This window comes from Arthrobacter sp. Z1-15 (genome assembly GCF_054792395.1).
This window is the reverse complement of the sequence record NZ_CP096454.1, coordinates 3,232,758-3,250,599: the sequence shown is the minus strand read 5'-3', so window position 1 is coordinate 3,250,599 and position 17,842 is coordinate 3,232,758. Positions and strand designations below refer to the sequence as shown.

The 17,842-nt window shown below is 66.8% G+C and carries 18 protein-coding genes and 1 tRNA gene; 11 read left to right on the top strand and 8 right to left on the bottom strand.

Going from position 1 to position 17,842, the window contains the following annotated elements:
• Positions 1–23 precede the first annotated feature (23 nt).
• Positions 24–1,514 carry a catalase gene (locus tag M1D40_RS15010; protein ID WP_341393298.1) on the bottom strand — a complete coding sequence of 497 codons (1,491 nt, stop codon included), beginning with the start codon at positions 1,512–1,514 and terminating at the stop codon, positions 24–26.
• Between the two features lie 34 nt (positions 1,515–1,548).
• Positions 1,549–1,998: a Fur family transcriptional regulator gene (locus tag M1D40_RS15005; protein ID WP_461169339.1), complete on the bottom strand. Its 450-nt coding sequence runs from the start codon at positions 1,996–1,998 to the stop codon at positions 1,549–1,551.
• Between the two features lie 90 nt (positions 1,999–2,088).
• Here M1D40_RS15005 and M1D40_RS15000 point away from each other — a divergent pair, with 90 nt between their 5' ends.
• Together M1D40_RS15000 and M1D40_RS14995 are read left to right on the top strand one after the other, a co-directional pair.
• Entirely contained in the window at positions 2,089–2,850 is a 762-nt protein-coding gene (locus M1D40_RS15000) for an alpha/beta fold hydrolase (RefSeq protein WP_341393300.1), read from the top strand.
• Positions 2,847–3,581, top strand: a complete 735-nt coding sequence (locus M1D40_RS14995; RefSeq protein ID WP_461169338.1) for an esterase/lipase family protein — start codon at positions 2,847–2,849, stop codon at positions 3,579–3,581. Before M1D40_RS15000 ends, M1D40_RS14995 begins: the two co-directional genes overlap by 4 nt.
• On the opposite strand, the gene M1D40_RS14990 is transcribed toward M1D40_RS14995, so the two are convergent.
• Positions 3,578–4,321, bottom strand: a complete 744-nt coding sequence (locus M1D40_RS14990; protein WP_461169337.1) for an MBL fold metallo-hydrolase — start codon at positions 4,319–4,321, stop codon at positions 3,578–3,580. The genes M1D40_RS14995 and M1D40_RS14990 overlap by 4 nt on opposite strands.
• Positions 4,322–4,452: 131 nt before the next feature.
• Between M1D40_RS14990 and M1D40_RS14985 the strand changes: the two genes are divergently transcribed.
• The 3 genes from M1D40_RS14985 (at position 4,453) to M1D40_RS14975 (ending at position 7,511) form a co-directional block, all read left to right on the top strand.
• Positions 4,453–5,724, top strand: coding sequence for an MFS transporter (locus M1D40_RS14985; protein ID WP_461169336.1), 1,272 nt, complete (start codon positions 4,453–4,455; stop codon positions 5,722–5,724).
• A 191-nt stretch (positions 5,725–5,915) separates the two neighbouring features.
• Positions 5,916–6,788: a zinc metalloprotease HtpX gene (gene htpX, locus M1D40_RS14980; RefSeq protein ID WP_461169335.1), complete on the top strand. Its 873-nt coding sequence runs from the start codon at positions 5,916–5,918 to the stop codon at positions 6,786–6,788.
• Between the two features lie 42 nt (positions 6,789–6,830).
• Positions 6,831–7,511, top strand: coding sequence for a histidine phosphatase family protein (locus M1D40_RS14975; RefSeq protein WP_461169334.1), 681 nt, complete (start codon positions 6,831–6,833; stop codon positions 7,509–7,511).
• A gap of 11 nt (positions 7,512–7,522) precedes the next feature.
• Here the strand turns inward: M1D40_RS14975 and M1D40_RS14970 are convergent, their stop codons facing one another.
• Together M1D40_RS14970 and M1D40_RS14965 are read right to left on the bottom strand one after the other, a co-directional pair.
• Positions 7,523–8,122, bottom strand: coding sequence for a hypothetical protein (locus M1D40_RS14970; RefSeq protein WP_461169333.1), 600 nt, complete (start codon positions 8,120–8,122; stop codon positions 7,523–7,525).
• Positions 8,123–8,289: 167 nt separating this feature from the next.
• Positions 8,290–8,781: a YajQ family cyclic di-GMP-binding protein gene (locus M1D40_RS14965; protein WP_341393307.1), complete on the bottom strand. Its 492-nt coding sequence runs from the start codon at positions 8,779–8,781 to the stop codon at positions 8,290–8,292.
• A gap of 127 nt (positions 8,782–8,908) precedes the next feature.
• Between M1D40_RS14965 and M1D40_RS14960 the strand changes: the two genes are divergently transcribed.
• From M1D40_RS14960 to M1D40_RS14940, 5 genes are all read left to right on the top strand, one after another.
• On the top strand, positions 8,909–9,262 hold the full coding sequence (locus tag M1D40_RS14960) for a hypothetical protein (protein ID WP_461169332.1): 354 nt from the start codon (positions 8,909–8,911) through the stop codon (positions 9,260–9,262).
• A 125-nt stretch (positions 9,263–9,387) separates the two neighbouring features.
• Positions 9,388–9,469: transfer RNA gene (locus M1D40_RS14955), tRNA-Tyr, on the top strand.
• Between the two features lie 132 nt (positions 9,470–9,601).
• Positions 9,602–10,000, top strand: a complete 399-nt coding sequence (gene trxA, locus M1D40_RS14950; protein ID WP_152219900.1) for a thioredoxin — start codon at positions 9,602–9,604, stop codon at positions 9,998–10,000.
• Positions 10,001–10,236: 236 nt separating this feature from the next.
• The gene (gene fdhA, locus M1D40_RS14945; RefSeq protein ID WP_461169331.1) at positions 10,237–11,454 is read left to right on the top strand and encodes a formaldehyde dehydrogenase, glutathione-independent; all 1,218 of its coding nucleotides are present in this window, start codon (positions 10,237–10,239) and stop codon (positions 11,452–11,454) included.
• A gap of 264 nt (positions 11,455–11,718) precedes the next feature.
• On the top strand, positions 11,719–13,320 hold the full coding sequence (locus M1D40_RS14940) for an ammonium transporter (protein WP_341393310.1): 1,602 nt from the start codon (positions 11,719–11,721) through the stop codon (positions 13,318–13,320).
• Here the strand turns inward: M1D40_RS14940 and M1D40_RS14935 are convergent.
• From M1D40_RS14935 to M1D40_RS14925, 3 genes are all read right to left on the bottom strand, one after another.
• Positions 13,293–14,066, bottom strand: coding sequence for a ThuA domain-containing protein (locus M1D40_RS14935; RefSeq protein WP_461169330.1), 774 nt, complete (start codon positions 14,064–14,066; stop codon positions 13,293–13,295). The two genes, M1D40_RS14940 and M1D40_RS14935, sit on opposite strands and share 28 nt — an antisense overlap.
• Positions 14,066–15,166, bottom strand: a complete 1,101-nt coding sequence (locus tag M1D40_RS14930) for a Gfo/Idh/MocA family protein (RefSeq protein ID WP_461169329.1) — start codon at positions 15,164–15,166, stop codon at positions 14,066–14,068. Before M1D40_RS14930 ends, M1D40_RS14935 begins: the two co-directional genes overlap by 1 nt.
• 99 nt (positions 15,167–15,265) lie before the next feature.
• Positions 15,266–16,291 carry a DNA-3-methyladenine glycosylase family protein gene (locus M1D40_RS14925; protein ID WP_461169328.1) on the bottom strand — a complete coding sequence of 342 codons (1,026 nt, stop codon included), beginning with the start codon at positions 16,289–16,291 and terminating at the stop codon, positions 15,266–15,268.
• 124 nt (positions 16,292–16,415) lie between these two features.
• Here M1D40_RS14925 and M1D40_RS14920 point away from each other — a divergent pair, with 124 nt between their 5' ends.
• Positions 16,416–17,795 (top strand): cystathionine beta-synthase, encoded by a 1,380-nt coding sequence (locus M1D40_RS14920; protein ID WP_461169327.1) that lies wholly within the window; start codon positions 16,416–16,418, stop codon positions 17,793–17,795.
• The last annotated feature ends 47 nt before the right edge of the window (positions 17,796–17,842 follow it).

Sequence of the window (17,842 nt, the reverse complement as noted above, 5' to 3'; positions counted from 1 at the left end):
CGGAAGGTTCAGGACTGCCGAAATTACTCGGAAACGCCCACGAACTCAGCCTTTTCGATCGGCGTGGTGTCGCCGGTCGCCAGGTTCAGGCGCAGCTTCTCGCCCAGGGTCGCGTCAACGTTGGTCCAGTACTGGATCGCGGCTTCGCGGATGTGCGGGCGCTTTACGCCGGAGACGGCACCGGTGATCGTTTCGAGGAAACGCTCCTTGGCGGCGTCGTCAAACACCTCGCGGTACAGCGTTCCGGCCTGGCCGAAGTCGCTGTCCTCGGAGTGCAGGGTAGCGGCGGCGCGCACCAGCATGCCGTCGCTCTCCCAGGAACCCTCGCCGGCGCGTGCGGCATCGGCTACGGGGCCGCCCAGGGTGTTGGGCGCGTAGACCGGGGTCTCGGGGGAGTTGAAGAAGTGGCGCTGCGCGCCGTCCTGCGAGTAGTTGTTCACCGGAGCCTTCGGTGCGTTCACCGGCAGCTGGTTGTAGTTGGCGCCGATGCGGTAACGCTGTGCATCCGGGTAGGAGAAGATGCGGGCCATCAGCATCTTGTCCGGGCTGGCGTCAATGCCGGGGACCAGGTTCGCGGGGGACAGGGCAACCTGTTCGATCTGCGCGAAGAAGTTCTCCGGGTTCCGGTTCAGGGTGTGGGTACCCACCTTGATCAGCGGGTAGTCCGCGTGCGGCCAAACCTTGGTGAGGTCGAACGGGTTGAACCGGTACGTCTTGGCATCTTCGTACGGCATAACCTGCACGTGCAGGTCCCAGGACGGGAAGTTGCCTTCGGCGATGGCCTCGTACAGGTCGCGGCGGTAGTAGTCGGCGTCGGCGCCGGCAATCTTCTCAGCCTCGGCACCGTTGATCTCGTGGTTGCCCTGGTTGGACGTGAAGTGGTACTTCACCCAGAAGCGCTCACCGGCGGCGTTGATCCACTGGTAGGTGTGCGAGCCGAAGCCGGGCATTTCGCGCCACGACGTCGGGATGCCGCGGTCACCCATCAGGTAGGTGACCTGGTGGGCCGACTCGGGGGAGTTGGTCCAGAAGTCCCACTGCATGTCGGCGTCGCGCAGGCCGGAACCCGGAAGGCGCTTCTGCGAGTGGATGAAGTCCGGGAACTTGATGCCGTCGCGGATGAAGAACACCGGGGTGTTGTTGCCGACGATGTCGTAGTTGCCCTCGGAGGTGTAGAAACGCAGCGCGAAGCCGCGCACGTCGCGCCAGGTGTCGGGGGAGCCCTGCTCGCCGGCAACCGAGGAGAAGCGCTGAACGGTTTCCGTCACGGTGCCCGGCTGGAAGACAGCGGCGCGCGTGTACTTGGAAACGTCTTCCGTTACGACGAATTCACCGAATGCGCCGCCGCCCTTGGCGTGCACAATGCGCTCCGGGATGCGCTCGCGGTTGAACTGTGCCAGCTTCTCGACCAGGTAACGGTCGTGAAGGGCAATTGCGCCGTTGGCGCCGGCGCTCAGTGACTGGTCGTCACTGCCAACCGGAGTACCGGTCTGAGTGGTGGTGAAGTTCGACATACTCTCTCTTTCAATAAGGGGTGGTGCGGTGACGTCAGGAAGCTTTTGCGGCACAGTCGGCGCAGAGCCCGCGGTACAGCACATCCGCAATCTGGATGGTCATGCCGTGGGTGTTTTCCGGCGTCAGGCAGGGCGCGTGCCCCACGGCGCAGTCAACATCCTCGATCCGTCCGCATCCGGTGCAGATCGCGTGGTGATGGTTGTCGTCCACGCGGGTCTCGTACCTGGCCGGGGAATGCGGCGGCTCGATCTTCCGCAGCAGCCCGATTTCGGTCAGGTCCGCAAGGACCACATAGACCGACTGCAGGCTGATGTCGGGAAGCTCGCTGCGCACTGCGGCGGCGACGTCGTCGGCCACAGCGTGCGGCAGATGCTCGACGGCGGTGAGGACCGCCATCCGCTGCTTCGTGACCCGACGGCCGTGGGCACGCAGCGCTCCGGTCCACCTTTCGGTGGCCTCGGTGGGGGCTGCTGTCGATGTCATGCACCCAGCTAACCACTAATTATGAATAATTCATAATAAGACCCCGGGTGGCACACTGGAGGGAGAAGGACAACATGACGGGGAGATCCAGTGGCAAGCATCAAGACCCAGGCGCACCATCAGCGCGTGAGGGTTCGCGAGTACGACGTCGACATCCGCACCTACGGCTCCGGGGCCGCACAGGTGGTGCTGGTGCACGGCATCGGAGCGTCAGGACGGTACTTCTCCCGACTGGTGGAGGAGCTGGCGAAAACTTCCACCGTTCATACCGTGGAAATGCCGGGCTTCGGATCGGCACCCAAACCCGCCCGCGGCAGCCTGGACATGGCCGACTTCGCGGCCGTCACCTGTGATGCCCTGCGTGCCGCAGGCATCGGGCCGGCGCAGTGGGTGGGACATTCGATGGGCTGCCAGGTGGTGACGGAAATGGCGCTGTACGCCCCGGACCTGGTCACTTCCGTGGTGCTGCTGGGGCCAACCATCAACCGCGGCGAGCGCCATGCCGTGCTGCAGGGCGTCCGGCTGGCCCAGGACTGCCTGCGGGAGCCCCCGGCGATCAACTGGATCCTGCTTACCGACTACCTGCGGGCCGGGCCGCGCTGGTACCTGCGCACCATGCCCAAGATGGTGCGGCACCGGCTTGAGGAGCGCATCGGCAAGGTCCAGGCGCCGGTGACGCTGGTCCGCGGAGCACGGGATCCCATTGTGCCCTCCGGCTGGCTGCAGGAGCTGGCGGCCGCCCGGCCCGGGGCCGTGGCCGTGGAACTGCCCCGGCAGCCGCACGTCTGCATGTTCACCGAACCCGCGCAGACCGCTGCGCTGCTGCGGGCAGCCGCGTCTTCCCGGCCGTGACCTTCGCGCACCCGAGGTTCGCGCGCCTGCGCCGCCGGCTGACCCAGGCCCGGGCCTGGGCGGCCGACTACGCGTACGTGGGCTACTGGCAGGTGCACGGGTTCCTCTTCCGCAGGGATCCCTCCGCCTACTTGGCGCCCTCCGACGCCCCGGACGCCCCGGAGACCCCGCGCCGGCCCGTTGTGCTGGTGCCCGGCGTCTACGAGACCTGGCAGTTCCTCCGGCCGCTGGCCGAGGCGCTTTCCGCCCGGGGACACCCGGTGCACACGGTGGCGCCGCTGGGCTACAACCGCGGCCGGATAGACCGCATGGCACTGCTGGTCCAGCAGTATCTGGTGGAGAAGGACCTCACCGGCGCCGTGGTGGTGGCGCACAGCAAGGGCGGGCTGATCGGCAAGCAGCTGATGCTGCTGCCCGAAGGCGGCCGGCGCGTGGAGCGCATGATCGCCGTCAATACTCCGTTTTCCGGCTCCGTCTACGCGAACTTCTTCATCCTGCCGTCCGTCCGGGCCTTCGCGCCCCGCAACAAGTTCCTCCGCCGGCTGCAGGAGAGCCGGGACGTGAATGCGCGCATCACCTCGGTGTACAGCAGCTTCGATCCGCACATCCCCGGCGGCAGCTATCTGCCCGGCGCCCGCAATATCCAGCTCGAGACCATGGGGCATTTCCGTCCCATCGGCGATCCTCGGCTGCTGGCCGTGCTGGAAGAGGAACTCGAGCGGGAGCTTTAGGAGGCCCCGCGGGCCAGCGCCTGCTCGACGGCGGACTGTACCCCGCCGGTCCACGGCTCCCCGTGACCGGTCAGCAGCAGCGGGGCGTTGGTTTTGGCCAGCAGATTCAGGGAGGCCAGCGCCTCCGGGCTGTCGGCTGTGGCCGCCCCCGATACGATCTGCGGTCCCTTGGCGCCGGTGTAGGGGTTGAGGGTGACCAGGGAATCGCCGCAGATCAGCACATCCCGCTCCGGATAGTGCAGGGCAACATGGCCCGCGGTGTGTCCCGGCGTGTGGATGATCCGGGGGGCGCCGGGAAGGGCTCCGCCGGAATCCCCATCGAGGCTGTGCACATCGGTCACGCCGCGGACGGTCAGCGCTCCGGCCAGCGTCATGGCCCCCAGATAGGGGACCGACTTGGGGTAGCGCAGCGGATACAGGAACCGGTTGTTTTCATGCTCGTACCGGTAGGGGTGGGCGGCAATGTACCGGTCGGCGTCATGCACCAGGATCGGAGTGCGGAACTCGCGCCTGATCCTGGCGGCCGTGCCCACATGGTCGAAGTGGGCATGTGTCAGCACCAGCGCGGTGACGGACCCTGCCCCGTAGCCCAGCTCCCGAACCGCCCGGGACAGCTCCGGCCACATGCCGGGCAGCCCGGCGTCGATGATGGCCAGGCCGTTGTCATCCTCCACCAGATAGGTGTTGACGTAGGCATGCTCAATGCGGTGGATTCCGTCTGCGACGTTGCGGGTAAACACGTGACCTCCTCGGCAGCTGGGGCAGTTCCGCCTCCATCCTAAGCATGCTTTCTATCCGTAGTGCAGTCTGCGCAGCGGCCCGGGGTAGCGCGTTGGCCGCGGCAGCGCGGACTCGCGCTTAGACTTCTCGGGTGCCCAGACTCCTCGCCGACCTCACTCCGCTGCGCGAAAGCCCGGATTTCCGCCGGCTGTGGACCGGAACGGCCCTCTCCGCCGTCGGTACCCAGCTCACCCTGGTGGCCGTCAGCCTGGAGGTGTACTCGCTGACCTCCTCCAGCTTTTACGTGGGACTGCTCGGCCTGGTGGGTTTGGTGCCGCTGGTGGTGGCCGGCCTCTACGGCGGCTCGATCGTGGACGCCTACGACCGCCGCAAGGTTGCACTCGTCTCCTCCGTGCTGCTGTGGGTGTCCACCATCGGCATTGCCGCGCAGGCCTGGGCCGGGGCAGGCAATATCTGGCTGCTCTACGCCCTGGTGGCGGTCAACGCCGGCGCCGCCGGCCTGAACCATCCGGCGCGCAGCGCCATCATCCCGCGGCTGGTCAGGGCCGAACTGCTGCCGGCAGCCAACGCCCTAAGCATGATTACCTTCGGCCTGGCCATGACCATCGGGCCGCTGCTGGCAGGCGTCCTGGTGGCGCAGGTGGGCTACGGCTGGACCTACACGATCGACGTCGTAACCTTCACCGCTGCACTGTGGGCCGTCTACCGGCTGCCGCCGATGCCTCCCGAGGGGGAAGTGCAAAAGGCGGGGCTGAAGTCCGTCCTCGAGGGATTCCGCTTCCTGGCCACCCGCCCGAACATCCGCATGACCTTCCTGGTGGACCTCGCCGCAATGGTGATGGCCCAGCCGCGGGCACTGCTGCCGGCCGTCGGGGCCCTGCTGCTCGGAGGCGGGGCGACCACGGTGGGCGTGCTGCTGGCGGCCACCGCCGTCGGCGCCTTCCTCGCCGGGCTTTTCTCCGGACCTCTTGGTGCGGTGCGCCGGCAGGGGCTGGCCGTGCTGTGGTCGGTGGTTGCCTGGGGGCTGTCCGTGTCGGCCTTCGGTGCGGTGGTGGTCATGGCGGGCCGCAACGGCGGGGACGATCCGAGCGCCTGGCTGATACCGGCAGCGGTTGCCATGGGCTGCGCCGGTATTGCGGACTCGGTCAGCGGCGTCTTCCGCTCCACCATCCTGCAGTCAGCAACGCCGGACGCGATGCGCGGCCGGCTGCAGGGGGTGTTCGTCGTCGTCGTAGCCGGCGGACCCCGCCTGGGTGACCTGGTAGCCGGCGTCGACGCGTCCTTCCTGGGCGAAGGCTGGGCGGCGGTGATCGGCGGGCTGGTGTGCGTTGCGCTGGTGGGGGTCCTGGCCCGTTGGCAGCCGCAGTTCGCCCGCTACGACGCCCGCCACCCGGAGCCGTAGCAGCCGCACTGGCCATCCCGCAGGCCCGGGGTCCCGTAAACGGACAACGCTTTCAGCCGCGGAACGAAGCGGAACAAGCCGGGTATATGAAGCGTTGGAATCGATGGATAGACTGACGTTTCGCGGATCCGGTCATCTTCGGGGTGCCGCTTGGGGCTCCCGGTGCAGATCCGCTCAGGAAGGAACCTCACGTGCATCAACACTTCAACGGTTTGAAGACCGCCGCGCTGTTCGGAGTGCTCTTCGCCGTGCTGCTGGGCATCGGCGCCCTGCTCTCGAGCGGAACGGGAAGCCCCACCTTCATCTGGGTCTTCCTGTTCATCGGGCTGGCCACCACTGCCTACAGCTACTGGAACAGCGACAAGCTGGCCATCCGCGCCATGCACGCCGTTCCGGTCACCGAGCAGCAGGCTCCGGAAATGTACCGGATTGTCCGCGAGCTTTCGGCACGCGCCAACCAGCCCATGCCCCGGCTCTACATCTCGCCGACCATGGCACCCAATGCCTTCGCCACCGGCCGCAACCCGCAGCACGCCGCGGTCTGCTGCACCCAGGGCATCCTGGCCCTGCTGAACGAGCGTGAACTGCGCGGCGTCCTGGGCCACGAGCTCATGCATGTCTACAACCGCGACATCCTCACGTCTTCGGTGGCTGCGGCCATCGCCGGCGTGATTACCTCGCTGGGCCAGTTCCTGCTCTTCTTTGGCGGAGGTGACCGCCGCAACGCCAACCCGCTGGCCATGATCGCCATGGCCATCCTGGCTCCCTTTGCCGCCTCGCTGATCCAGATGGCCATCGGCCGGACCCGGGAATACGACGCCGACGAAGACGGCGCCAAGCTCACGGACGATCCGCTGGCGCTCGCGTCCGCGCTGCGCAAGCTCGAAACCGGCACCCAGCGCGCACCGCTTCCCGACACCGACCAGAAGCTGGCAAACGCAGCGCATCTGATGATTGCCAACCCGTTCCGGAACGGCGTCCGCGGCCTGCTCGCCACCCATCCGCCCATGGCGGACCGCATCCGGCGGCTGGAAAACATGGCCGGCCGTCCGCTGAAATCCTGACCCCCTCCGGTTCGGGCGGACAGGCCGGGTAGGGTCGGTTCCATGCGTTTGATACTGATCCGGCACGGACAGACTCCGTCCAATATTGACCACTTCCTGGATACGGCGGTTCCCGGCCCGGGGCTGACCGAGCTGGGGCTGGCGCAGGCCGCGGCCCTGCCCGAAGCCCTGGCCGGGGAACCGATCGATGCCGTGTACGCCTCCAATCTGGTGCGGACCCAGCTCACCGCCGATCCGCTGGCGGCGGCCCTGGGCCTGCCGGTGGAAGTGCGCGAGGGCCTGCGCGAGGTGTCCGCCGGAAGCCTGGAAATGCGCAATGACCGGGACGCGATCATTGCATATCTGAAAACCGTGTACAGCTGGGTTCAGGGCGACCTGGACGTGCATATGCCCGGCGGGCCCAACGGCCGCGAGACCTTTGACCGGTTCGACGCCGTTGTCGCCGAGCTGCGGGCAGCCGGGCACAGCACGCCCGTTGTCGTCAGCCACGGCGCCATGATCCGCGCCTGGTGCACGGCCCGGGCTGCAAACGTGGAACCTGACTTCATCGTGGACAACGCGCTGAGCAACACCGGCGTGGCAGTGATGGAATCGGCGGACGACGACGGCGGGGGAACCCCCGGCCCCTGGAACCTGCTCACCTGGATGGGTGAGGCGGTGGGCGGCCGCCAACTGCGTGACTACGGCGAGGACGGCCCCGCCGGCGAGGATGTGAAGCTCTAGGACAGCGGGGCCTACTCGGGATTCGCCCGCTGGTAGCTGGTGCAGGTTTCGAAGAATTCCCGGAGCTTTGACGAATCTCCGAGCTTGGCCGGTTCGATCACGGAATCGGCGACAGTCTCGGGGGACGCGTGGTAGGCCGCAACGGCGGGCAGGGTCGGATACTTCTCCAGTTCGCGTACCGCATGGGCCGTCCGTTGCCGGTCTCCGGCGTCCTCGGCCTTGACGTACTCGCCCATCCAGGCGCACAGCCAGTACTCGGAGACTCCAACGTCATACACACCCTCCTCAATGACGGCATCAGGGGGAAGGGAATCGGTCCGGAAGTCTTCAGGGGACCAGACAGCGCCGTCCGGCAGTTTTTCGGAGAACCGTTCCCGGGCCGCCAGGACCGCTGCCGGGATTTCGTCCACGCCCGTGAAGGAAGACGTTGGGGCGGGCAGGGAGCCGGCGGCCGGCACCCCGGCAGGCTCCGATCCCTCGATGTAACCGAATTCCACTGCCCCGGCATCCGGTTCAGCCTGCCCCTGTCCGGCGGACGGTGAACCGCAGCCTGCCGCTGCGGCCACCCCGGTGAGGAGCAGCGCTGTAAGAAGACGCTGGTGGGCTTTCATGGTTCCCCGTTCCCGGTGCAGGCCCGGCGGCCGCCCCTAGCGGAAGTGTAACCGCGAGGCACCTCACCTGCAGCCGCAGGCAACGACGACGGCGCCGCACCCCGCCAAGGGGAGCGGCGCCGTCGTCGTCGTCGTTCTGCTGCTGCCGGAGGGCAGCCGCAGAAGGCCTAGCGGTAGTTGATGAACTGCAGATCCACGTCCAGGTCCGCACCCTTGAGCAGTGCCATGGTGGCCTGCAGGTCGTCGCGGGACTTGGAGGTCACGCGCAGTTCGTCGCCCTGGATCCGGGAGTTCACGCCCTTGGGGCCCTCGTCGCGGATGATCTTGTTGATCTTCTTGGCCTGGTCCTGGGCGATGCCTTCCTTCATGGAGGCTTCGATCCGGTATTCCTTGCCGGAGGCGAAGGGCTCCCCGGCGTCGAGCGACTTCAGCGAAATGCCGCGCTTGACCAGCTTGGACTGCAGGACGTCCAGGACGGCCTTGACGCGTTCCTCGGAGTTGGCCTTCATGAGGATGTTCTCTCCGCTGAAGTCCACCTCGGCGCCGACTCCCTTGAAGTCATAGCGCTGGGACAGTTCCTTCTGCGCCTGGTTCAGGGCGTTGGCAACTTCCTGTTTGTCGATCTTGCTCACAACATCAAATGATGACTCGCTGGCCATGTGCGCTCCTTGCAGTAGTTTTTCTCCTGCATCCAGCCTAGTAGCTCCGGGCATCAGTGGCAGCCCTCACAGGTTGCACTCAGGCTACGCCGGGAGTTGTCCCATCTTTCCCGGCAACAGTATTGGGGTGACCACCACAGGAAAGAACACGGAAGACCCCCGCCCGAGACGCACCCACATGAACCGGCTGCGCACCGCGGCGGCGGGGTCCGTTCTGGCAGCGGTATCCATTACGGGGGTCGGCGCCGCAGCCGCCCCGGCCTCCGCCGCAGAACTGCGGTCATTCCTGACACCGCTGGACCGTCCGGGAGACGCCGCCGGCTCGCCCGGCAGCGACGCGGACCGGGGGAAATCCGATGCAGGCAGGCTGCTGGGCATCCGTGAAGACCTGGCAAACGCGGTTGCCTGGGGTTCCGTGACCCAGCAGCAGGCCGACCGGTTCTACGCCCAGATGCAGTCCCGGATCGCGCGGGGGCTGTAGTTCGGAAGCTCGCCGGCCCGGCCCGGAAAAACCCTTTGGGCCCCCGATTCGTATCTTGGGCAAAAGTTCTGTAAAGTTGTTTAGGCCGCAGTCGCTTGCGGCGGTCTTCTTCACTGAAGATGTTCGGCAGATTACCCGAGCGGCCAAAGGGGGCTGACTGTAAATCAGCTGGCAACGCCTTCACTGGTTCGAATCCAGTATCTGCCACCGAACAGGGAAAACCCGCTCCGCCAGGAAACTGGCCGGGGCGGGTTTTTTCGTGCCCGGGAGCAGGCCGGCGCCTTCACCGCTCAGCGAACATGTAGAGACATCTCCACCGACGCCGGATAGCGTTGGGGGATGGCAACTATCGACATCACCGAGGCAACGTTCCCCGAGACCATTGAGGAAAACGACATTGTGTTCGTGGACTTCTGGGCGGACTGGTGCGGCCCGTGCAAGCAGTTCGCGCCGGTGTACGACGCCGTTTCCCAGCAGCACGAGGACATCACCTTTGCGAAGGTGGACACCGAAGCAGAGCAGGGACTGGCAGCTGCCGCAGGCATCACTTCCATCCCCACGCTGATGGCTTTCCGCGAGAAGGTCCTGGTCTTTTCCCAGCCCGGCGCGCTCAACGCCTCCCAGTTCAGCGAACTGGTGGAAGCGGTCAAGGGACTGGACATGAAGGGCGTTCACGAGCAGATCGCCGCGCAGGAAAACGGACAGGCCGCCGCAGGTTCGGACGGACAGGCGAGCTAGCCCTCCTCCTTTTACCCGTGGACGCAGGTCCACCCTGACGGACATCAAGGCCGTGCAGATCCCGGACGGGGCCTGCACGGCCTTTTTTATGTCCTCCGCTACCCTGTTCCCGGTTCCCCCGGCAGCGGTAGGGTCATACCAACCTTGAGCGGAGCCGGGGCGTGCCGGCCATGCCGGCGGAGACCGGACGCCCGCGAGGCTCACAGTCAATGACGATTAGAGCGAGGCGAGAACCCATGAGCGGAAACCGCGCAGTTGCCTACATCGAGCCCGGTGTGGTGGAAGTGCAGGACATCGACTATCCCACGTTCGAACTACGGGACGGCCCCGGGGTCAACCCGGCGAATATCGGCCGCAAGGTGCCGCACGGCGCCATCCTGAAAGTCGTAACAACCAACATCTGCGGATCGGATCAGCACATGGTCCGGGGCCGCACCACTGCGCCGCCCAACCTGATCCTGGGGCACGAGATCACCGGGGAGATTGTGGAAACCGGCCCCGACGTCGAGTTCCTCTCCGTGGGAGACCTCGTGTCGGTGCCGTTCAATATTTCCTGCGGACGCTGCCGGAACTGCAAGGAACGGAAGACCGGGATCTGCCTGAACGTCAATCCGGACCGGCCCGGCAGCGCCTACGGATACGTGGACATGGGCGGTTGGGTGGGCGGCCAGGCCGAATATGTCCTGGTGCCGTACGCGGACTGGAACCTGCTGCGGTTCCCGGACAAGGACCAGGCGATGGAGAAAATCCTGGACCTGACGATGCTCTCCGACATCTTCCCCACCGGTTACCACGGAGCCATCACGGCGGGAACCCGGGTGGGGTCCACGGTGTACGTTGCCGGCGCCGGCCCGGTGGGGCTGGCCGCGGCTGTAAGCGCGCAGCTGCTGGGCGCCGCCGTCGTCATCGTCGGGGACCTCAACGAGGAACGCCTGGCCCAGGCCCGCAGCTTCGGCTGTGAAACGGTGGACGTGTCCAAGGGCGATCCCCGAGACCAGATCGAGCAGCTGCTCGGGGTGCCCGAAGTGGACTGCGCGGTGGACGCCGTCGGCTTCGAAGCGCGCGGACACGGGGACGGCGCGGCGACGGAAGCGCCCGCAACGGTGCTGAACTCCCTCATGGACATCACGGCGGCAGGCGGCGCCCTGGGCATTCCCGGCCTGTATGTCACCGGGGATCCGGGAGGCATTGACGAGGCCGCCAAGGTGGGCTCGCTGTCCCTGAATCTCGGGGCGGGCTGGGCGAAGTCGCTGTCCTTCACCACGGGACAGTGCCCGGTGATGAAGTACAACCGGGACCTGATGATGGCGATCCTGCATGACAAGGTGCAGATCGCGAAGGCCGTGAACGCGACGACCATCAGCCTGGACCAGGCGCCGGAGTCGTACCGGGAGTTCGACGCCGGGGTAGCCCGGAAGTACGTCATCGATCCGCACGGCATGGTGCGCAGCTAGCGTTCTCCGCACCGCAGCAGAGCCCAAGGGCCGGAACCGCACGGTTTCGGCCCTTGGGCTGTGTTCGGCGAGGTGGTGGCTTCCGCTGCTTCCGGGCCGGGACGTACAGTCGACTAACCGGGATTCCCGCCGTATCCGAGGCCCCGGAGGCCCTCCACACACTCACTGCTGCAGCGTTGGAAACGGGGATGTCATGTCCGCTCGCGTGTCTGCCGATTACCACCACATACCTCCCGCTCCGCCCCTGGCCGGGGGAGCCCGGCCGTGAACGGGGCCGATACCGCCTGGGTCCTCATCTGTGCAGGCCTTGTCCTGTTCATGACTCCGGGCCTGGCGCTCTTCTACGGAGGCATGGTCCCGGTCCGGAATGTCCTGACCATGATGATGCAGAACATCATTCCGCTGGGGATCATTACCCTCACCTGGGTGCTGGTGGGCTACACGCTGGCCTTCAGCAACAGGGGCAACTCCCTGGTCGGGGAATTCGACGCGTTCGCCCTCATTGACGTGGAGACCCCGCAGTTCCATACGGTCGCGGCGGGGGTAACCATTCCGGCGCTCGCCTTTGTGGCGTATCAGATGATGTTTGCCATCATCACCCCGGCACTGCTGACGGGAGCAACGGCGGGCCGGCTGAAATTTGCCGGCTGGACCGTGTTCCTGGCAGCCTGGTCCATCCTGGTCTACCCCCAGGTTGCCCGCTGGCTGTGGCATCCGAAGGGATGGCTTGTGCAGCTGGGCGCCCAGGACTGGGCCGGCGGAATGGTGGTGCACGCCTCCGCGGGAGCCGCTGCCATCGCTGTGCTTTTGGTGGTGGGACGGCGCCACGGCTGGCCGAATCTAAAGACATCCCCGAACAACCTGCCGCTGATGCTGGTGGGTGCCGGAATCCTGTGGTTCGGCTGGTTCGGGTTCAACGCCGGAGACGGGCTGCAGGCAAACGAGATTGCCGCCCAGGCGCTGATCAACACCCACGTGGCCGGCGGCGCAGCCATGCTGACCTGGCTCCTGGTGGAACGGCTCAGCAGCGGCCACTCCACCCTCGTTGGCGCGGCGTCCGGTGCCATCGCGGGGCTGGCAACCATCACCCCCTGTGCAGGGTTCGTGGGCACCGGGGCCGCCCTGCTGATTGGGCTGATCGCCGGGTGCGTGTGCTGCTTCGCGGTGCGGATCAAGCACGTCCTGCACTACGACGACGCCCTGGACGTTATTGCCGTCCATTTTGTCGGCGGGGTGCTCGGCTCGCTGCTTCTGGGGTTCTTTGCAGACAGCTCCGTCAACGCGGTCAGCGAGGACGGGGTCTTCACCGGCGGCGGGGGAGTGCTTCTCTGGCACCAGGTGGTCGCAATTGTCTGCGTGGTGCTGTTCAGCTTCATCCTGAGCTGGGTGATCGCCCTCATCATCAGCCACACGATGGGGCTGAGGGAATCCGGTCCGGAACAGGAGGACCTGGACCATGTCCAGCAGGGAGCCTCCGGCTACGCACTGAGCGGGATCACCTCACGCCCGACGGCCAGCGGCCGTGCCGCCGAGGAAGGCCTTTACGCGGGCAGGAATACGGACAGCCGCATCGGTCCGCCGGAGTACGTGCTCAGCGCCGTGGTGGACACGAACCGCATCGACGGCCTTCGCGATGCGCTGCTGATGGCCGGAGCCCGGTCCCTGGAGCTCGCCGAAGCGGCGGTCTACACCGGGACGGTGCGGACCGAGAACTTCCGCGGCCGGAAACGGAAGCTGGACTTCGACGACCGGCTCCGGGTGCTCACCGCCGTCGACCGCGACCATGAGGAAGCTGTCGCGGCGGTGCTCAAACGCTTCGGCGCGGAACCGGAATCCATCTACCGGCTGCCGGTCTCCCCGCCCTGAGACAGGAACCACCCCCGCGCCGGGTTGCCGACCCCGGGCACCGTCCGGGCAGCCTCGGGCCGGGCGGCCCACTGGACGCTGTTGGCCAGGACCCGCTGAATCTGCGGATGGTGGTAGACCGGATATTCCTGGTCGCCTGGGCTGAAGTAGAAAATCCTGCCGTTGCCGCGGGAAAACGTGACTCCGGAACGGAAAACTTCCCCGCCCTCAAAGGAACTGATGAAGATCAGGTCATCGGGTTCGGGGATGTCGAACAGCTCCCCGTACATTTCCTGCTGGGGAATGACGATGGGGCTTTCCACGCCGGCGGCAATGGGGTGGGAAGGCTTGACCGTCCAGACAAGCTCCCGTTCGCCGTCGTTCCTCCACTGCAGTGAGCAGCTGGTGCCCAGCAGCTTGGTGAAGATCTTCGAGAAATGTCCCGAGTGCAGGACCACCAGCCCCATTCCGGCCAGGACCTGGCGGTGGACGCGTTCCACGACGGCGTCGCTCACGTCAGCGTGGGCGCGGTGCCCCCACCACAAAAGGACGTCGGTTTCCGCCAGCCGGTCTTCGGTGAGGCCGTGTTCATCGTCGGCCAAGGTGGCCGTGCCGATTTCAGCCGCCGGAAAGTACCCGGAAAGTCCTGCCTTGACGGCGCCGTGGATCCCGTCCGGATACATCGCAGCCATGGTGGCCGGTTCATTGTGTTTCTCGTGGACGCCCTCGTTCCACACGAGGATCCGGAGCTTGTCGTCAAATGTCACTACATCATCACCTCGCGGTACAGCGCTGCTGATTGGTAACAGGCATCGATGACCCGGGCCCGGGTCAGGGCAAGCGAGCCGTCGTGTTGTCCCCATACTGCCTCACCGGCCCGGATGGTGGCGATAAAACTGTCTACCACGGCCAGGTGCGCGAGGCCCGGGTGCGCCACGGGTGCGTAGTCGGCGTTCACGCCGCCCTTTTCGGTGAAAACCCGCAGGTCCGCCACCGGGGTGTTGGACGCTCCCACGGCACGCAGCTCGGCGCCGCCGTCGGTGCCGTACACAGTGAAATCCATCAAATCGTCCGTTTCGCGGTAGGTCGCCCAGCCGGCCTCCAGCAGGAGCGTGCCGCCGCCCTCGAGGCGGATGAACGCCGAAGCGAAGTCCTCGACGTCGAAGGCCAGCTTGGTGTCGCTAGCCGTGTAGCTCGCGTTTCCGCCCCTGCCCCGCGGACCCAGCTCCGAGTAGGCCGAGGCCGAGACCGACAGGACCTTCGGTTCGCCCAGCAGATGGAGGGCGTAGTCGAGCACGTGCACCCCGATGTCCGCCAACGGCCCGCCGCCGGCCATGTCCTTGCTGGTGAACCAGCTGCCCAGCATGGGAATGCCCTGCCGGCGCAGCCAGGACGCTTTGGCGTAGTACGGCCGGCCCAGTTCCCCGGCGTCGATGATCTGCTTCAGCGCCTGGATGTCGCCGCGCAGCCGGTGGTTGAAGGCCACGTCCAGCGCCCGCCCTGCCCGGCGGGCGGCGTCGACCATCTGCTGGCCTTCGTCACCGTTGCGGGCAATCGGCTTTTCGCTGAGGACGTGAAGCCCCCGGCCGAGCGCTGCGACGGCGATCGGGGCGTGCAGGAATGTCGGCACCGCCACGCTGACGGCGTCGAGGTCCTCCAGCTCCAGCAGCTCTTCCCAGCCGGCGAAGGCGTCCCGAATCCCGTACCGGCCCTGCAGCTCGGCCAGAAGCTCCGCTTCCATGCCGGCCAGCGCCACGACCTCCACCCCGTCAATCGCCTGATAGGCCTTGATGTGCTGTTGTCCCGCCCAGCCAATGCCGATGACTCCAACCCGGAGGACCTGCCGGTCAGTGTGCTGCTCATTCAAGTGAAGGGTTCCTTTGCTGTTGGCCTCACGGGGATGCGGACGCAGTAACGGAAACGTTGGGGGAAGCCTACGTCATTGGTGCCCCGGCCCGCCCCCTCCTTAGCGGCGCCGGTGATCTTCGGGCGTCAGCCGCGGCCCGAAGGCCTGCTTCCGGAAACCGCTCAGCACCAGGAGGCGGACCACGCGCTGCCGGTGGCCCAGCCACGGCTGAAGCAGAGCCAGCATGCCGGCGTCATCGGTCCGGCGTCCGGTGAGGGCCTCGCCCACAAACGCCGCCAAATGGTAGTCGCCAACGGAGACCGAATCGGGTGCGCCGTGCGTGCGCTGCGTGATTTCGGCGGCACTCCACGGCCCGATCCCCGGGATCGAACACAGACGAGCCGTCAGATCCGGGCCCAGCGGCGCCCCGGACAGCCGCTCCAGGCCGGAGGCGACGGCGCAGGCGCGCAGGATGGTGGCCGAACGGTGGGAATCCACTCCCGCACGGTGCCACTCCCAGCTCGGGATCCGCCGCCAGCCGGCTGCCGAGGGCGGAACCGTCAGCCCCGGCGGGACAGGACCCGGCGCAGCGGCGCCGTGCTTGGTCACCAGATAGCGCCAGGAGTAGTAGGCCTCCATGGCAGTGACCTTCTGCTCCAGGACCACGGGGACAATGCTGTCCAGCATCCGTCCCGTGCTGGGCAGGCGCAGGCCGGGGTTGCGGCGGCGCACTTCGGCCAGCGCCGCGGGGAGGGTGGCGGTGAAGCCGGGCTCGTCGAATCCTGTCCAGTCATCCCGGTCACCGAGCAGGGCCGGCACGCCGGCCAGGGCGTAGTCGGCGCCCGGGCCCCAGGCCCGCGCCAGAATCCGGGCGCCCGGCGCCGGAGCGGGCTGCTCGGAAAGGGCGAGGGACGCATTGCCCCCGGGCGTTGAAAAGGCGAGCCACGCGACACCGCGGCCAAGGCGCACCGACGGGTCCTTGGAGCCGTGTGCCAGGATTCCCAGCGAACTGGCCAGTGAAAAGGGCCGCTCGGATTCCCACAGCAGCGACAGGGCACCTGATGCGGCGGGCACTGCGGCCGGGGATGTTCCAGCGGAGATTCGGGCGGACGTTCCAGGGGAGGACACCGGCACGGACAACGACATAACTCCATCGTCGCACGCACTGCCGACACCCGGGTCCGGAAGCGAAAGGCACCGGTGTGGCTTTTGCTACGCCGCGTTCCGGGGAAAGCTGGACGGCGGGGACCGAACAAGTAACGTGTTGCACATGAAGTATGCAGAGACTGTCCTGGACCTGATCGGCAAGACCCCGCTGGTGAAGCTGCACAACGTCACCGACGGTCTGGCGGCCACCGTGCTGGTGAAGCTGGAGTACCTCAACCCGGGCGGATCGATCAAGGACCGCATTGCAGTTCGGATGATTGAGGCGGCCGAACGCGAGGGCAAACTGAAGCCCGGCGGCACCATCATCGAGCCCACCAGCGGCAACACCGGCGTCGGGCTCGCCCTCGTGGCCCAGCAGAAGGGCTACCGCTGTATTTTTGTCACTCCGGACAAGGTGGGAGTGGAAAAGCGCGACGTGCTGCGGGCCTACGGCGCCGAAGTGGTGGTGACGCCGACGGCGGTTGCTCCGGAAAGCCCCGACTCCTACTACGGGGTCTCGGACCGCCTGGTGCGGGAGATCCCCGGCGCGTACAAGCCGGACCAGTTCTCCAACCCCGCAGCCCCGGCGAGCCACTACGAGACCACCGGACCGGAGGTCTGGCAGGACACGGACGGACGGGTGACCCACTTTGTGGCCTGCGCCGGCACCGGCGGCACCATCACCGGAACCGGACGTTACCTGAAGGAAGTCTCAGCGGACCGCCCGTCCGGACCCGTCCGCATTATTGCCGCGGACCCGGAGGGATCGGTCTATTCCGGCGGCACCGGACGCCCCTACTTTGTGGAGGGCGTGGGGGAGGACATGTGGCCGGACAACTACGATCCCTCCGTCCCGGACGAAGTTGTTGCCGTCAATGACACGGAGTCCTTCGCGATGACCCGCCGTCTGGCCCGCGAGGAGGGCCTGCTGGTGGGCGGTTCCTCCGGCATGGCTATAGTGGCTGCGCTGCGGGCGGCCCGGGATCTGGGGCCCGACGACGTCGTCGTGGTCCTGCTGCCGGACAGCGGACGCGGGTACATGGGCAAGATCTTCAACGACGAGTGGATGCGTTCCTACGGCTTCCTCCAGGGGCCCGAACAGGAGTCCGCGGTGCGCGACGTCCTGGCCACCAAGGACGGCTCCCTGCCGGACCTGGTGCACACGCATCCGAACGAGACGGTGCTGGACGTCATCAACATCCTCAACGAATACGGGGTTTCCTGCATCCCGGTGCTGTCCCAGGAGCCGCCGGTTCGCATCGGCGAGGTCCTCGGCTCGGCTGACGAGCGCTCGCTGACGGAGAAACTGTTCCGCGGCGAGGCCAAGCCCACGGACAGCATTTCCGAACACATGGGCCCGCAGCCGGCCATGGTCGGTGCCGGGGACTCGGTGGCCGCGGCCAAGGAGAAACTGCAGGAGCACGACGCCGTCATGGTCACCTCCGACGGTGCTCCCGTGGGAATACTGACGCGGCATGACCTGCTGTCCTACATGAGCATCTAGCCGGCGCACCGAGCAGCCACCGAGCAAGCACCAAGCCAGCAGCAAGC

Bases quoted from the DNA above. Each gene is read 5' to 3' on its own strand.
- M1D40_RS14975 (WP_461169334.1), top strand. From the start codon at position 6,831: ATGCGTTTGATACTGATCCGGCACGGACAGACTCCGTCCAATATTGAC.
- trxA (WP_152219900.1), top strand. From the start codon at position 9,602: ATGGCAACTATCGACATCACCGAGGCAACGTTCCCCGAGACCATTGAG.
- M1D40_RS14965 (WP_341393307.1), bottom strand. From the start codon at position 8,781: ATGGCCAGCGAGTCATCATTTGATGTTGTGAGCAAGATCGACAAACAG.
- M1D40_RS14970 (WP_461169333.1), bottom strand. From the start codon at position 8,122: ATGAAAGCCCACCAGCGTCTTCTTACAGCGCTGCTCCTCACCGGGGTG.
- M1D40_RS15010 (WP_341393298.1), bottom strand. From the start codon at position 1,514: ATGTCGAACTTCACCACCACTCAGACCGGTACTCCGGTTGGCAGTGAC.
- fdhA (WP_461169331.1), top strand. From the start codon at position 10,237: ATGAGCGGAAACCGCGCAGTTGCCTACATCGAGCCCGGTGTGGTGGAA.
- M1D40_RS14920 (WP_461169327.1), top strand. From the start codon at position 16,416: ATGAAGTATGCAGAGACTGTCCTGGACCTGATCGGCAAGACCCCGCTG.
- M1D40_RS15005 (WP_461169339.1), bottom strand. From the start codon at position 1,998: ATGACATCGACAGCAGCCCCCACCGAGGCCACCGAAAGGTGGACCGGA.
- M1D40_RS14925 (WP_461169328.1), bottom strand. From the start codon at position 16,291: ATGTCGTTGTCCGTGCCGGTGTCCTCCCCTGGAACGTCCGCCCGAATC.